We start from the raw sequence: 14,889 nt of genomic DNA, 5'->3' as shown, positions 1-14,889 counted from the left end.
TTTGACAAATGTCATATTTGAATTTTTGAGTTTGTTGTAGATTTGGTGGGTTCAATACTAATCAAAAACACCAAATTATGGTCACTGCAGTTCACGACCGTAGGGTCAAAATCAGCATTACACTCTTACGAATTTTAATTGGATGGCACTTTTTGTACGAGGGCATCGTAAAATTGTACAATCCAGAATGGACTTCATTTGGATATTTAGCCTCCGCCCAAGGGCCGTTCAAATCTATTTTTCACTCATTAACCAGCCCATCCCTTATAGATTGGGTAGATAATTTAAATGTAACGGCACTCTTGGTTGTGGGTATAACCTTGATTCTTGGAATCTTTGAGAAAAAAGGAGCCCTGGTCGGCATTGGTCTTTTAAGTCTGTACTATCTGGCCCATCCTTCCTTACCTGGGATTCAACAAATTAACGTAGAGGGTAATTACTGGTTGGTAAATAAAAACCTGATTGAACTAGTAGCTTGTATTGTAATTTACAATTATCCGACTGCCCGCTTTTTTGGGCTTGGTCATTTTAGAAAAGGACAATTAACCAAAAAACAATAGTTATGAACTGGACTAGAAGAGATTTATTGAAAGGTTTAGGAGGGCTTCCCATATTAGGGGCCGTTTGGTGGGCAGGAGCTGCTTCAGTGGTCAACCGTAAAAAGAAAAGATCAGAAATTTTAAACCAATTGAACATTAGTCCATCATTACCTCATGCGGTTCCAGGAATTGGTGGTGACCCCGTTAAAGTTGGAATCATTGGTTTTGGGATTAGAGGAGAACAACTTTGCAGGTCATTGGGCTTTGCCACATCGGAGTGGAAAGAGGAAATGAAATTAGCAGCAGAAGAAGACCCCAATAACAAAGCATTGGAAGATTTTTTGGCACAAGACAAACTCAACGTGAATTTGGCGGGAATCTGCGATGTTTTCGATGTTAGAGCTGAGAAAGCACTTCAGTCATTTTCAACCCCAGAGAACAAAATTAAAAGGTATTCCACTTATAAAGATATGATCATGAGTGGAGAAATAGATGCTGTAGTTATTGCAACTCCAGACCACTGGCATGCACCCATGGCCATCGAGGCATTGAACAACAATGTGCATGTTTATGTGGAAAAACCCATGACTCATACAGTGGAAGAAACCTATCTATTACGAGAGGCCGCCAAAAATTCTAAAGCTACGTTACAAGTTGGACATCAACATAGACAAACCTTAAGTTTTAGAACGGCAAGGGATATTGTTGAAAAAGGGACTTTAGGTCATGTTTCCCTGATTCAGACCAACACCAACAGAAATGATGACAATGGAGCTTGGAATTATGACATTCATGAACAAGCAAATACCCAAACCATTGATTGGGACCAATTTTTGGGGTCCGCTCCCAAGGTTCCATTCAACAAAAACCATTTTTTTAGATGGCGTAAATGGTGGGCCTATGGTTCAGGGCTTTCAGGGGATTTGTTGACCCACGATTACGACCGTCTGAATTGCGTACTCAATATGGGTATTCCAGATGCCGTATCCGCCTCAGGAGGTATTTATACGCATAACGATGGAAGGAATGTTCCTGATGTACTTCAAGTAAATATGGAATTTCCTGGATTTTCCACAGGAAGTAGCCAGTCTAAGGGAAAAGAAAAGGGAATGACCTTTTGCTATAGCGCTTCCCTTGGAAATTCGTTTAATAGACCCACCATTTTAATGGGACACGATGCCACTATGGAATTGGGGAACAAGCTTACCATTTGGCCAGATGTTGCATCCACAAGGTATGCCGATATGTTGGAAACTGAAAAAATGAGACCACATATCCCCATTTACCAATACAACCCGGCAGCGAATGTTCCTGATGCCATATCCTCTGCCACTTCGCAATATTTTGCGGACAAAGGACTAATGTGGACTTATATTGATGGGGTTCGAGTAGACTCAACCTTTTTGCACATGAGAGAATGGTTGAGTGTGATTAAAAATGGTGGTGAGGTGAGCTGTGGAATTAAAGAGGGTTTTGAAGAAGCTATATCGGCACATATGGCCGGATTATCATGGAAATTGGGTAAAAGAATTGAATGGGATTCTGAAAATCAGGTACTGAAACCAGTTGAGGGCGTAAACTTTGATGAAGTTTTGCTTTTTAATGGAAAATGGAAGGTGCCTACAGAAGTTTTGGAAGGATAACGTTCCCTTACATATTTACGAACTCGTAGCCCGAAAGTGGTATATTCCGTAAGTCGAAGTCCATTTCGTTGAGTAATATACCATGTTCCAAATACGCTTTAAGGTTGGTCAACCAAAATGTCCAACCGTTGCTGCAACCATGATGAATATTAAGCTTACTTTCTTCATCTGTGGCGATTTCGTATTGTTTTAAAATCAGCAATACAGCATTATCGTGTTCTTCAATTGAAACGGAAACCTTGCTGTCGGCGAACGAAATCTCTAAAAAATCCTTGCCATTGGCTTTTAGGACTTTTCCGGCCTCCATTCCATCCCAATTGTGCCACTTCCAAGTATAGTTGTCACCGGATTGAATGTTTTCATCTACGGCTCTTTTTTCTCCGGTGGTTGATACGTAATCAGCTTCACTTAAAAACCAAGAGGTTATTCCTGCTGAGGTACCCCAACACCAATACAATTTTTCTCTTGTGGCTTTTATGTAGATTTTCTTCGTAAAACAATCAAAAGTTAGTTTGCTCATCGCTTTCGATTTAATTCGTGATTATACAATTGCCTCCCCAATTCCGCTAAAAAGGGTATTCCAACTTCATCATACTCATACACATTATCATTAAAGATACCATCTTTATTGACCAGAAGAGTCGCTGTGACCAAAAAATCCACATCGTTCTTTTCATCTTGAACGTAGGCGCAATCTGTTAAGGTGCCATAGGCATAACCCACTTTGTTGTAAATTTTTATATGCTCCGGCATGGGCTCCGATGAATCGCCGAACATTAAAAATTTTACATAGCTATCATAATACACCTCTCTAGCATACCCCGAATCTTTGGGTAGCGTATACATGGCATCAAGAAGGAATTTACGCTGAGCGATACTCAAATTAAATTGTTGGCTTGGAGGAAACGCTTCAGGAAAAATAATACGCTTTAACAAGGCGTGTTGTGCTTGGACCGGGTAATAATTTTTTAATGAAAAATCAAATGGCCCATTTTGTATTGATTCATCTTCATAAAACCCTTTCCCTTTTTTAGTTCTTTTTAAATCAAGTTCAAATGGGTAGGTGTTAATTGTTGGACTGCTGGTTGCCGTAGTTGAATCGTTCAAATAAATGATCAAGGGTTTTGTGGTAACATTGTCCGCATCAGGTGTAGAAAGGCGATGTGCTATTCGAATAGGTTCCACTCCTTTATCCAACATTCTGTTATTCAGTGCATCTTGACCTAAAAACTCCACCAGACGATTATTGGCTGCATTATCCGATACAGCAAATATTTCTGAAATAACCCTTGCAAAAGTAGTCTCAACAGAATCCCCTTCAATATAAAATCGGGTGTTCATGGAAAGCGAATCAATTTCATTGAGTTTTTCCAAGGTGGCAACCACAGCGGGAAATTTTACGGTGCTGGCAGGGTAGAAGTAGTTATCCTTGTCAACCTGAAAATCAAAATCCGTGAAACGAACACTATCATTGTTTCTGTTGATCTGAGTATACCGAATTTGCACTTCGAATAGGTCAACACTATCCATGACCTGCCTAATCAGAGGGCTTTCCGATGCTAGAGCTTTCTCCAAGGGGTTTAAATGTTCCTCTTTTTGGCACCCAAGCAAGACACATCCGGCAACTATGCTAAAAATGAAAAGGTACTTAGGCATCTGACTGCAGGTCGTTAAAAAGATCATCTAAATACACTTCACCTCTATGCGGTTTTAAAATTTCTTTGGCTTCTTCCATTTCAAATTCGGCAACCACCATATAAGCGATGCTGTGGGTACTGCTGAAGTGATTTACTCCGGTAATGTCGAATTTCAATTCTTCTATAATTATGAACTCTTCCAGGTGCTTTTTATAGTGCTCAGCGGTTTTACGCGCCCCTGGCCCTCGAAAATCCCAAATCAGTTTTATTTTTCTGTCCAAGATTTTTTCCATGTTAGTTTGGTTTGTGGTTGCACTAATGTAATAAATTTCACCATTTAAGAATCATACTAAAAATCTGTTAATGAGAATGCAACCTACTTGCGAGGCATGATGTAATTGTTATTTTTGCGGAATGCTTATGCTACAAAAAAATACAAAGCCCATTTTAGGCTTGATTATTCTCGCATTTCTGGGCTCTTGCGGTTCCATTTTTCGGGAAAAGGCTGAAAAGGAACCTTTGGCCAGGGTTGGGGATACTTATCTCTATAAAGATGATGTTGCTGCACTTATAAGAGATGACATGTCGGCACAGGATAGTGCATTGTTTGTAAATAACTATATCAACAATTGGGCATCAAAACAATTACTATTGTCCAAGTCCAAAATAAACCTTCCAGAGGAAGAATTGACCGCGTTCGACCGTTTGGTAGAAGATTACCGGGCAGACCTGTACACCCGTGCCTATGTTGAGGCCTTGGTACTTCAGGCACGAGATACAGCGGTGACCACTTCACAACTTAGGTCTTATTACGAGCAGGAGAAGGAAAACTTTAAATTAAACGAGAAATTGGTGCAGTTAAGGTTTGTGGCCTTACCTCCGCAATTTTTGGACAAGGACCAGGTAATCGCAAAAATGAAAGATTGGAAGGACGAGGACAAACAATATCTTGACTCGATTGCCGTGCAGTTTAATAAAATACATTTCAACGACTCTATCTGGGTAAGTGCATCCAGGGTCATGGAAGAAATATCGGCCCTAACGTCTTTGAACGAGGCCAACTACTTAAAAAAATCACAATTTTTTGAATTGGAAGACTCCTTAGGGGTATATTTGGGTAGGGTGAGAGAGGTATTGGAAATCAATGACACAGCACCTTTTGAATATATTTCACCAGACATCAAACAACTTATCTTAAATCGACGAAGGTTGGATTATGTGAGAAAGTTGGAAACCGAAATTATTGACGAAGCAACAAAGAAGAACGAATTTGAGGTATATGAAAAAAATGAGTAAGAAACTGTTTGCGATGGCATTGATTGCCACAGTTGGGGTGGTTAGCGCCCAAGAAAGCGATCAGGTGGCGTTGGAAAAAAAGGATACCACCAAAGTTACCAAAAAGGTGAAGTTGGATGGTATTGCGGCAGTAATAGGGGATTATGTAATTCTCGAATCCGATATCGAAAAAACATTCATTGATTTAAAAAGTCAGGGAGCTTCCACGGCAGATTTTACCCGATGTGGTGTTCTAGGAAAGTTGATGGAAGACCGTTTGTATGCCCATCAAGCAGTGCAGGACAGTCTTTTGGTTTCCGATGATCAGGTAAATGCACAAAGTGACAGACAAATTCAGCAACTTACGGCTCAAGTCGGATCTATTGAAAAGGTGCTGAAGTTTTACAAAAAACAGGATATTGAAAGTTTTAGGACCGAACTTTTTGAAATCAATAAGCTCCGTATGCTCTCCGAGAAAATGCAGGGCAAAATTGTTGAGGAAATTGAAGTGACACCTGAGGAAGTACGTCAATTTTTCAATAAGATTCCGGAAAATGAAAGACCGGTATTCGGTGCAGAACTTGAAATTGCACAAATTGTGAAACAACCAACAGCTCCTGAAGAAGAAAAGCGAAAAGTAATTGATAGGTTAAATCAAATTAAACAGGACGTTGAAGATAACGATGCCAGTTTTAATGTAAAGGCTATTCTCTACTCTCAGGACCCAGGTTCTAAATCTAAGGGCGGATTTTATAGCATGACCAGGGAAACTCCCTTTGTAAAAGAGTTTAAAGATGTGGCCTTTAGTTTACAAGAAGGAGAAATTTCTGATCCTTTTGAAACCGATTTTGGATACCATATCATTTATGTGGAAAAGATTAGAGGACAAGAGTTAGATTTAAGACATATCCTCTTAATCCCTGAAATACCACAAATTGCTATGGAAAATGCTGTTAAAGAACTTGATAGTATTCGTCAACATATTTTAGATGGCAAGTACACGTTTGCGGATGCGGCGTTGAACTTTTCCGAAGAAAAAGAAACCAAATTTGATGGAGGATTGCTTCGTAATCCAATCAACTTTGATTCACGATTTGAGTTGACAAAAATGGACCCAAGTCTATACAATCAGGTTAGAAACCTAAAAGATGAGGAGATTTCAAAACCTATCCGTGAGGATGATCAAAGAGGAGGGGCACCCAAGTTCAAGATCATGAAGATCTCCAACCGTTATGATGAGCATAAAGCAGATTTTGCAAAAGACTATATCAAAATTCAAGAATTGGCCTTGAGAGAAAAGCAATTTAATGCCATTAAAGAGTGGATGAACGATCATATAGAAGACACATATATCCACGTTAATACTGAAAACAGGGGCTGCAATTTTGCAAATAAATGGGTAAAGGACTAAATGCATGTCAGACGTTAGTGCAGTTGAAAACCTGGTAAAAAAACATCAAACCCTAAAAAATGAGATTGCCAAGGTCATAGTTGGACAGGATTTGGTAATCGAACAGATTTTGCTTTCCATTTATACCGGCGGACATTCCTTGTTGATAGGTGTGCCCGGTTTGGCTAAAACTTTGATGGTAAATACCATTGCCCAGACCTTGGGACTTGACTTTAAAAGAATTCAGTTTACCCCCGATTTAATGCCCAGTGATATTCTGGGTAGCGAAGTTCTAGATCAAAACAGGAACTTCAAGTTCATAAAGGGTCCGGTTTTCGGGAATATTATTTTGGCAGATGAGATTAACAGAACCCCTCCAAAGACACAAGCTGCTCTTTTGGAAGCCATGCAAGAAAAGGCAGTAACGATTGCGGGACAGCAATATAAGTTGAGCATGCCCTATTTTGTTTTGGCTACCCAAAATCCAATTGAACAAGAAGGAACGTACCCTCTACCAGAAGCACAATTGGACCGTTTTATGTTTGCCATCGAATTGAAATACCCATCCATTGCAGAAGAAATACAAGTTGTTAAATCAACCACGACCGATGAGGAGGTTGAACTAAATACCTTGTTTAGCGCTGAAGAAATTATTGAGGTGCAACACCTGGTGCGCAGAATACCCGTTCCTGACAACGTAATTGATTATGCGGTAAGACTGGTAAACAAAACCAGACCTGGTATGGAAGGATCCCTAGATTTTGTAAATAACTATGTAGATTGGGGAGCTGGACCCAGAGCGTCCCAAAATTTGGTGTTGGGCGCAAAGGCCCATGCAGCAATCCATGGAAAGTTCTCTCCGGACATTGAAGATGTCAAAGCAATTGCCATGGGAATATTAAGACATAGGATATTAAAAAACTACAAAGCCGAGGCCGAAGGCATTTCTGAAGAAAAAATTATTTCAGAATTGTTATAAATACAAAATCCTAACGACTTATTTGCCAAATTCTAATTACTAAATCGTAGGTATTTTAGTAAATTAGCGGAATTGTAAAAATCTTAAATCCAATCTAGAATGGCATTTGACATTGACATGATCAAGGGTGTCTACGCTTCAATGGGAGAGCGTATCGAAAAAGCCCGTGAACTATCAGGGAAACCCTTGACCCTTGCAGAAAAAATATTGTATTCACACCTTTGGGAGGGAACTCCTAGCAATCAATTTACTCGGGGAAAGGACTATGTTGATTTTGCACCCGATAGAGTGGCATGTCAAGATGCTACCGCCCAGATGGCACTCTTGCAATTTATGCACGCCGGAAAACCCAAGGTGGCAGTTCCAACAACGGTACATTGTGATCACCTTATTCAGGCGAAAGTTGGTGCGAGTGCTGATTTAAAAAGAGCCAACGAAACCAGCAATGAGGTTTTCGATTTCTTAGAATCTGTATCCAACAAATATGGCATTGGTTTTTGGAAACCCGGAGCTGGAATTATCCATCAGGTGGTACTTGAAAATTACGCTTTTCCTGGGGGAATGATGATAGGTACCGATTCACATACCGTAAATGCCGGTGGATTGGGAATGGTGGCCATTGGAGTTGGAGGTGCCGATGCCGTTGATGTAATGGCCGGAATGGCATGGGAATTAAAATTCCCAAAATTGATCGGGGTAAAATTAACTGGAAAACTATCTGGTTGGACAGCACCCAAAGATGTGATTTTGAAGGTGGCCGACATCCTTACAGCTAAAGGCGGTACAGGTGCGATCATCGAATATTTTGGTGAAGGAGCAACCTCAATGTCCTGCACAGGAAAAGGTACCATTTGTAATATGGGGGCCGAAGTTGGCGCAACCACATCGACATTTGGTTATGACGAATCCATGGATCGTTACCTTAGAGCAACAGATAGAGCAGATGTTGCCGATGCTGCACTTGAAGTAAAGGAACATTTAACTGCCGATGCCGAGGTGTATGCCAATCCTGAGCAATACTTTGATCAAGTGATAGAAATCAACTTAAATGATTTGGAACCACACCTAAATGGACCTTTTACACCAGATTTGTCAACTCCAATCTCAAAAATGAGCGAAGCTGCCAAAGCAAACGATTGGCCGTTGAACGTTGAGGTAGGATTAATAGGCTCTTGTACAAATTCCTCATATGAAGATATTTCCAGAGCTGCTTCTTTGGCAAAGCAGGTTACGGATAAAAACTTAAAAACAAAATCAAAATTTACCATAACTCCAGGATCAGAACAAGTTCGTTACACCATTGATAGAGATGGATTTATTGATACATTTGATGCTATTGGAGCTACCGTATTCGCCAACGCTTGCGGGCCATGTATTGGAATGTGGGACCGTTATGGAGATAAGGCAGCAGATGGGCCAAGAAATACCATTGTGCATTCTTTCAACAGAAATTTCGCCAAACGTGCTGATGGAAACCCAAATACTTTGGCTTTCGTAGGTTCACCTGAGTTGGTTACAGCCATCGCGATTGCGGGACGCTTGGACTTTAACCCCGTAACAGATAAACTAATAAATGAGGATGGAGAGGAAGTAATGCTGGACGAACCTAGAGGGTACGAATTGCCTCCAGAAGGTTTTGCAGTAGAAGATGCTGGTTTTATAGCGCCTATGGAAGATGGCAGTGGAGTACAGGTTGTGGTTTCACCAACTTCCGAACGACTTCAATTATTGGAGCCCTTTGTTCCAATCTCTCCAGAAAGTCTTCAAGGTGTAAAACTTTTGATAAAGCCTTTTGGTAAGTGCACTACAGACCATATTTCTATGGCTGGGCCATGGTTGAGATATCGTGGACATTTAGATAATATTGCCAACAACACCCTGATAGGTGCCGTCAATGCTTTTAACAAACAGACTAATTTTGTCAAAAATCAATTGACCGGAGAATATGGAGCTGTTCCAGATGCACAGCGTGCTTATAAGAAAGAAGGAATAAGAACCATCGTAGTAGGAGATCACAATTATGGAGAAGGTTCTTCAAGAGAACATGCTGCGATGCAACCTCGTCACTTGGGTGTTGCAGCAGTATTGGTCAAATCTTTTGCCAGAATTCATGAAACCAACTTGAAAAAACAGGGAATGTTGGCTTTGACTTTTGCCAATGAGAGCGATTATGACCTAATTCAGGAAGATGATACCTTCAATTTTGTTGACATCACAGAGTTTACTCCTGGTAAACCGTTGACGTTGGAAGTAGTACATGCAGATGGAAGCAAGGATACCATTATTGCAAATCATACATACAACGAATCTCAGATTCAATGGTTTAATGAAGGTTCGGCCTTAAATGTGATCAAAAAAGAGAATGCATAAAATACCTTTCGGATAATTCAAAGAAACTCCTGATATTGTATCAGGAGTTTTTTAGTTTTAACCAAATCCTAACTTAATGAAAATCAGCAAGAAGACCGTTTTTAATATTGTCATTATTCTTTTCGTGCTCTCCTTTTTCGTGACTCCTATGGGGCATTATGGCAAAATTTTACTAAATAGGGTCTTTGCTTCCTCACCACCAATAATCGAAGAGTCTAAACGAGAAAAAATCACGGATTACGATTGGAAACTAAAAGATGCGGAGTGGGACTTTTTCAATTTTGAAAAATCAAAGGGCAAGGTCATTTTCATCAACTTATGGGCCTCGTGGCGATTGCCAAGTGAAGCTGAATTGGCGAGTATTCAGGAAATGTACGACAAGTACAAGGGTAAAATGGATTTCTATATCATTACTAATGAAAATCGACCACCAGTAGAAGAGTTTATGGCTAAAAACGGATTCACACTCCCGGTCACCTATTTGATCATAGGTGAAAAAACACCGATCAATCCTAATGAGGTGCCTTCTTCTTATCTCATTGATAAATCTGGAAATATTGTGATTTACAAAAGAAAGATTGCGGACTGGAGCACGACCAAGGTGTATAATCTTTTGGATGAATTGATTGCTGAATAAATTGAATGAAATTTTCTAAGGACCAACTTGTCAATGCCTTTTGGATATTGGCCATTATTTTAATTGTGTTTACCCCAGTGGGCTTTCATGCCCGCGTTTTGGTGGGAAAACTTTTTGCAACCAGTGCAGATATCGTTGAAACAGGCAAACAGAAAACCTTGGCCAGTTATGCATGGAAATTGGATAATCTGGATGGAAACCACTTAAATTTTGAATCGAACCAAGGAGAGGTGGTTTTGGTAAACCTTTGGGCTACCTGGTGTCCGCCATGTGTGGCTGAACTTCCAAGTATTGAAAAGTTGTACAAAGATTATGGAAACAAGGTGAGGTTTATGTTGGTCACAAATGAATCTCCTGAGAAAGTCTCAGAATTCCTTCAGAAAAAAAAATACGACTTACCCGTTTATTTTGAAAAGTCACAAACTCCTGGAGAACTGGTTTCCAGGAGCATCCCTGCCACCTATATCATCAGTAAATCTGGAAAAATAGTGGTGGATGAAAAAGGTGCAGCCAATTGGAATTCGGAAAGCACAAGAGCACTTCTAGATCAACTCTTATTGGAACAATAAAGCTTTATGTCCCCTCGAGCACAGTCTAGAGGTTGATATTTGGTCTCGACTCCGCTCTACCTGACATTATATTTTTTATGGAAAGGTTTAAGATTTATTTTCTGAAATATTTAAAGGGCACTACCAACATGCCAAAACATTCCCCTTCCTGTTTTCCCAAATGCTTGTGATGAATTTTATGGGCTCTACGAACTCCCCGGGCGTACCAGTTATTGGCATTTCGGAATAATTTAAAACGCTGATGAATAAAAATATCATGCACCAAAAAGTATGCAATTCCGTAAGCTAAAATGCCAAACCCAAGTGGCCAACCGTACCAGAAATCAGTTTCAGCTCCCGAATAGAAGCAAATCATACTTACTATCGCGTAAAAAATGAAAAAAGCATCATTGCGCTCAAACCATGAGTCATGGTCCTTGTTGTGATGGTCTTTATGAAGACTCCATAAAAAGCCATGCATTACATACTTATGGGTAAACCAAGCCATAAATTCCATGATGGAAAAAGTGCCAAGAAAAATCAATATCCAAACAAGAATTTTCATCTAAAGAAGTTGTAGTTTATAGTTTACATAAGATTCTGCCAAAAGCCCAAACTTTTGATAGTTTGGAACACGGATTCTAGTATTTTTTATTTCTAGAGGTGGAGTACTCTGTAACTTTTGCAATAGTTTTTTATAATATCGATATGCGGTATATACCCCAAATTTGGCTTGCTCCGGAAGTTTCACTATTCCTGAATAACCAAGCTCAAAATCCGCAGTGATTTCATCAACAATCCTCTTTTTGGAGACTTCATCCAGCTCCATTAAATTGGTATTGGGAAAATAGGAACGCTCCAAACCCTCATAATCGGCCTTTAGGTCCCGTAAGAAATTTACTTTCTGAAATGCAGAGCCCAACGCCATGGCCGACTCTTTTAATTCTTCATACTTTTCTTTATCACCATTGACAAAAACGCAAAGACACATCAAACCAACAACATCCGCTGATCCATAAATGTATTCTTTGTATTCTTCATAGGTGTTATACTTCTTTTTGGTCAAATCCATTCGCATACTTTTCATAAAAGCTTCCACAAGGTGATGCGGAATGTCGTATTTATGATAGGTATGCTGAAAAGAATTCAAAATGGGATTTAAACTGATTTTGTTCTCAATGGACGCTTCGAAAGAAGCTTCAAAATTTTCAAACAGCTCTTTTTTGTTGTAATCGTGAAAAGTATCCACAATTTCATCTGCAAAGCGTACAAAACCATAAATGTTGTAAATGTCCTTTCGAATTGATACGGATAACATTTTGGTGGCAAGGGCAAAAGAAGTACTGTAGGTTTCGGTTACAATTTTACTGCAATTATAGGAAACACGGTCAAAAATAGATTTCATGGCTTACGTTTTTTTAGTTATCAGATCAGATACCAATTTTCCTGAAATCAATGCTGGCGGAACTCCAGGACCCGGAACGGTAAGCTGGCCTGTAAAAAACAAATTTTCTACTTTGCTACTTTTGAGGTTGGGTCTTAAAAAGGCTGTTTGACTTAATGTATTTGCCAAACCGTAGGCATTGCCTTTATAAGAATTGTATTGTTCAATAAAGTCTTTAACACAGAAGCTCTTTTTAAAGATAATGGATTTTTTGGCATCTTGACGTGTATGCTGGTTAAACCTATCCATCACAATATCAAAATATTGATCTCTGAGTTGAGGTGTGTCATGTAAATCTGGAGCGATGGGAACCAATATAAATCCTGTTTCACAGCCCTTAGGAGCCATCGTAGCATCGGTTACTGATGGAAAATTAGCATAGAACAATGGTTTGCTTGGCCATTGGGGGTTATCGTAAATTTCTTTGGCGTGTTGGTTAAAATCTGTATCGAAAAATAAGTTATGATGCTTTACATTTTTTAGTTTTTCACTGAAACCGATATAGAAAAGTAAGGATGATGGCGCATAAGTGCGATTGTCCCAATACCTTTCGGAGTATTGTCGATGCTTTTCGGACAATAAATTCTCGGAATGATGATAATCTGCCCCACTGACAACCATATCGGAGGTGTGATCCTGTCCTTTGGACTTAATTCCTTTGACTTTGCTATTTTCTACCAATATTTTGTCAACCGGGCTATCCGTTTGCATTTGCACCCCGAGTTCTACGGCCAAATCTGTCATTGCCTTAATAATTTGGTACATTCCACCTTTAGGGTGCCAAGTGCCAAGACCAAAATCCGCAAAGTTCATAAAGCTATAAAAGGAAGGCGTTTTACTAGGTTTTGCCCCTAAAAAAAGTACCGGAAATTCCAATACGGCAATCAACTTAGGATTTTTAAACCGCTTTCGCACTTCTTGACTAATGGTTTTAAAAAATTGGTCCACCTGAAGTACAGTTTCTTTGGTTACCAATTCTAATGGGGACAATCCGGGACGAAGTACCACTTTATTTATGGCAATATCATAATTGTTCTGCGCCTTGCTGATAAATTTTCTGAGTTGAACAGCACTACCTGTTTCAATACGTTCAAACTCTTGGCAAATTTTGTCCATACAGTCACCAATCGTCATTACATCGTCCTTAAAAAAAACTTTGTACGCCGGATCTAACTTGTCAAGTTGATAGTAGTCAGAGGTTTTTTTGCCAAAGTCTGCAAAAAACTTATCAAATATATCGGGCATCCAATACCAGCTAGGCCCCATATCGAAGGTAAATCCATCTTTTTTGAATTGCCTTGCTCTTCCGCCAATTGTAGTATTTTTTTCAAATAAAGCTACTTGAAAACCTGCCTGGGCCAAATAACAGGCTGCCGAGAGTGAAGAAAAGCCGGAACCTATGACAATTACTTTTTTCATTTTTTTGATTTGGGAGGCTTTTACAAGGTACGTATAACTTTTTCTATGGAATCGAATACTTTAATGTTGCTGGGTAAACTACTTTCATCGATGTATTGTATTTGGTGGCCCAAAACGTATAAACTTGAATTTCCTGCAGCGTTCAATGTCTTAGAGAATTTTTCGAAATAGGAAGCCAAATTATCTTTGGTGGGTGAAACCGTGAAATAGGAAAGAAAGGTCAGATTGTCATAATATTTCAACAAGTCTTCCAAACTTTCAATGGGCATGGTCTGTCCGAGGTAAATGGACTTGTAACCCCTAAGGGTTATTTCATAATTTATGTAAAGCAATCCCAATTCGTGGATTTCATTTTCGGGTAAAAAGAGAGCAAAAACTTTATCTTTTTTAGTAGGCTCCGCTATTTGAAGCTTTTCTGTATTGATATACAGTTTTTGTTTAATCAGATGGGTGATAAAGTGCTCATGCGAAGGACTTATGGTATCAGTTTGCCAGAGCAGCCCTAGCTCGTTTAATAATGGAATAAAAACATCTGAAAAGATTTCTCTAAAGGATTTTTCAGAGAGTAAGCTGCTATAGGTATTTAAAAATAACGTCTGGTCAAAATTGACCATAGCTAGTTTAAAAGCATTGATGGCATGGCTTTTTTCACTGGTATTGGAGACAATTTCCCGCACCATTATTGGTATCTGACCTTCCTCTATCTTGGCTATTTTGGAAATTTTATATCCATTATTGTAAAGCAGGGTAACGTTTAATAACTTTTGAAGACTCCCAATGCTATATGTTCTGATGTTCGTATCTGTTCTTTCAGGGGTAAACAGATTGTATCTTTTTTCCCAGATTCGAATGGTGTGTGCCTTTATTCCAGACAAGTTTTCCATGTCACGGATACTAAAGGAAGCTTTTACATTGTTCATCTTTTTAGTGTAAACGTTAAACAAATTTACAATTTAATCGGAGCTGACCTAATTTATTATCATAAAATTTAAGAAGAAGCGTTGCAAA

Annotated in this window: 15 protein-coding genes; 8 read left to right on the top strand and 7 right to left on the bottom strand. The window is 39.3% G+C overall.

All coding sequences use genetic code 11. The features are described from left to right. Nucleotides 1–77 precede the first annotated feature (77 nt). Entirely contained in the window at nucleotides 78–560 is a 483-nt protein-coding gene (locus IAG46_RS16455) for a DoxX family membrane protein (protein WP_190811493.1), read from the top strand. A gap of 2 nt (nucleotides 561–562) precedes the next feature. After that, on the top strand, nucleotides 563–2,182 hold the full coding sequence (locus tag IAG46_RS16450) for a Gfo/Idh/MocA family protein (RefSeq protein ID WP_190811492.1): 1,620 nt from the start codon (nucleotides 563–565) through the stop codon (nucleotides 2,180–2,182). Between the two features lie 7 nt (nucleotides 2,183–2,189). Here IAG46_RS16450 and IAG46_RS16445 read toward each other — a convergent pair whose 3' ends face one another. Genes IAG46_RS16445 through IAG46_RS16435 form a run of 3 tightly spaced genes read right to left on the bottom strand, consistent with a single transcriptional unit; the run spans nucleotide 2,190 to nucleotide 4,112 of the window. Next, nucleotides 2,190–2,702, bottom strand: a complete 513-nt coding sequence (locus tag IAG46_RS16445; RefSeq protein WP_190811491.1) for an SRPBCC domain-containing protein — start codon at nucleotides 2,700–2,702, stop codon at nucleotides 2,190–2,192. Further along, a complete protein-coding gene (locus IAG46_RS16440) occupies nucleotides 2,699–3,838 on the bottom strand; it encodes a serine hydrolase (protein WP_190811490.1) in 1,140 nt (379 codons plus the stop codon). The genes IAG46_RS16445 and IAG46_RS16440 overlap by 4 nt, the downstream gene beginning before the upstream one ends. Next, entirely contained in the window at nucleotides 3,831–4,112 is a 282-nt protein-coding gene (locus tag IAG46_RS16435; RefSeq protein WP_190811489.1) for a hypothetical protein, read from the bottom strand. Before IAG46_RS16435 ends, IAG46_RS16440 begins: the two co-directional genes overlap by 8 nt. Nucleotides 4,113–4,233: 121 nt before the next feature. Here IAG46_RS16435 and IAG46_RS16430 point away from each other — a divergent pair, with 121 nt between their 5' ends. The 6 genes from IAG46_RS16430 (at nucleotide 4,234) to IAG46_RS16405 (ending at nucleotide 11,039) form a co-directional block, all read left to right on the top strand. Continuing rightward, nucleotides 4,234–5,115: a peptidyl-prolyl cis-trans isomerase gene (locus tag IAG46_RS16430; protein WP_190811488.1), complete on the top strand. Its 882-nt coding sequence runs from the start codon at nucleotides 4,234–4,236 to the stop codon at nucleotides 5,113–5,115. Beyond that, nucleotides 5,099–6,505, top strand: coding sequence for a peptidylprolyl isomerase (locus tag IAG46_RS16425; RefSeq protein ID WP_190811487.1), 1,407 nt, complete (start codon nucleotides 5,099–5,101; stop codon nucleotides 6,503–6,505). Before IAG46_RS16430 ends, IAG46_RS16425 begins: the two co-directional genes overlap by 17 nt. A gap of 4 nt (nucleotides 6,506–6,509) precedes the next feature. Further along, nucleotides 6,510–7,463 (top strand): MoxR family ATPase, encoded by a 954-nt coding sequence (locus IAG46_RS16420; protein WP_190811486.1) that lies wholly within the window; start codon nucleotides 6,510–6,512, stop codon nucleotides 7,461–7,463. Between the two features lie 99 nt (nucleotides 7,464–7,562). Next, on the top strand, nucleotides 7,563–9,833 hold the full coding sequence (locus IAG46_RS16415) for an aconitate hydratase (protein WP_190811485.1): 2,271 nt from the start codon (nucleotides 7,563–7,565) through the stop codon (nucleotides 9,831–9,833). A 76-nt stretch (nucleotides 9,834–9,909) separates the two neighbouring features. Beyond that, on the top strand, nucleotides 9,910–10,470 hold the full coding sequence (locus tag IAG46_RS16410) for a TlpA disulfide reductase family protein (RefSeq protein WP_190811484.1): 561 nt from the start codon (nucleotides 9,910–9,912) through the stop codon (nucleotides 10,468–10,470). Nucleotides 10,471–10,475: 5 nt separating this feature from the next. Continuing rightward, a complete protein-coding gene (locus tag IAG46_RS16405; RefSeq protein WP_190811483.1) occupies nucleotides 10,476–11,039 on the top strand; it encodes a TlpA disulfide reductase family protein in 564 nt (187 codons plus the stop codon). Between the two features lie 94 nt (nucleotides 11,040–11,133). Here IAG46_RS16405 and IAG46_RS16400 read toward each other — a convergent pair whose 3' ends face one another. From IAG46_RS16400 to IAG46_RS16385, 4 genes are read right to left on the bottom strand one after another with little or no spacing between them, the layout of a single operon-like run. Then, nucleotides 11,134–11,583 carry a sterol desaturase family protein gene (locus IAG46_RS16400; protein ID WP_190811482.1) on the bottom strand — a complete coding sequence of 150 codons (450 nt, stop codon included), beginning with the start codon at nucleotides 11,581–11,583 and terminating at the stop codon, nucleotides 11,134–11,136. Beyond that, nucleotides 11,584–12,423: a phytoene/squalene synthase family protein gene (locus tag IAG46_RS16395; protein WP_190811481.1), complete on the bottom strand. Its 840-nt coding sequence runs from the start codon at nucleotides 12,421–12,423 to the stop codon at nucleotides 11,584–11,586. It lies immediately after the preceding gene. Between the two features lie 3 nt (nucleotides 12,424–12,426). Next, nucleotides 12,427–13,881, bottom strand: coding sequence for an NAD(P)/FAD-dependent oxidoreductase (locus IAG46_RS16390; protein WP_190811480.1), 1,455 nt, complete (start codon nucleotides 13,879–13,881; stop codon nucleotides 12,427–12,429). A 20-nt stretch (nucleotides 13,882–13,901) separates the two neighbouring features. Next, nucleotides 13,902–14,801 carry a MerR family transcriptional regulator gene (locus tag IAG46_RS16385; RefSeq protein ID WP_190811479.1) on the bottom strand — a complete coding sequence of 300 codons (900 nt, stop codon included), beginning with the start codon at nucleotides 14,799–14,801 and terminating at the stop codon, nucleotides 13,902–13,904. Nucleotides 14,802–14,889 lie beyond the last annotated feature (88 nt).

Source organism: Flagellimonas sp. S3867, assembly GCF_014698935.1.
Lineage (GTDB): Bacteria > Bacteroidota > Bacteroidia > Flavobacteriales > Flavobacteriaceae > Flagellimonas.
The sequence above is the reverse complement of the archived record's forward strand: the minus strand, read 5'-3'. Positions and strand labels throughout refer to the sequence as shown.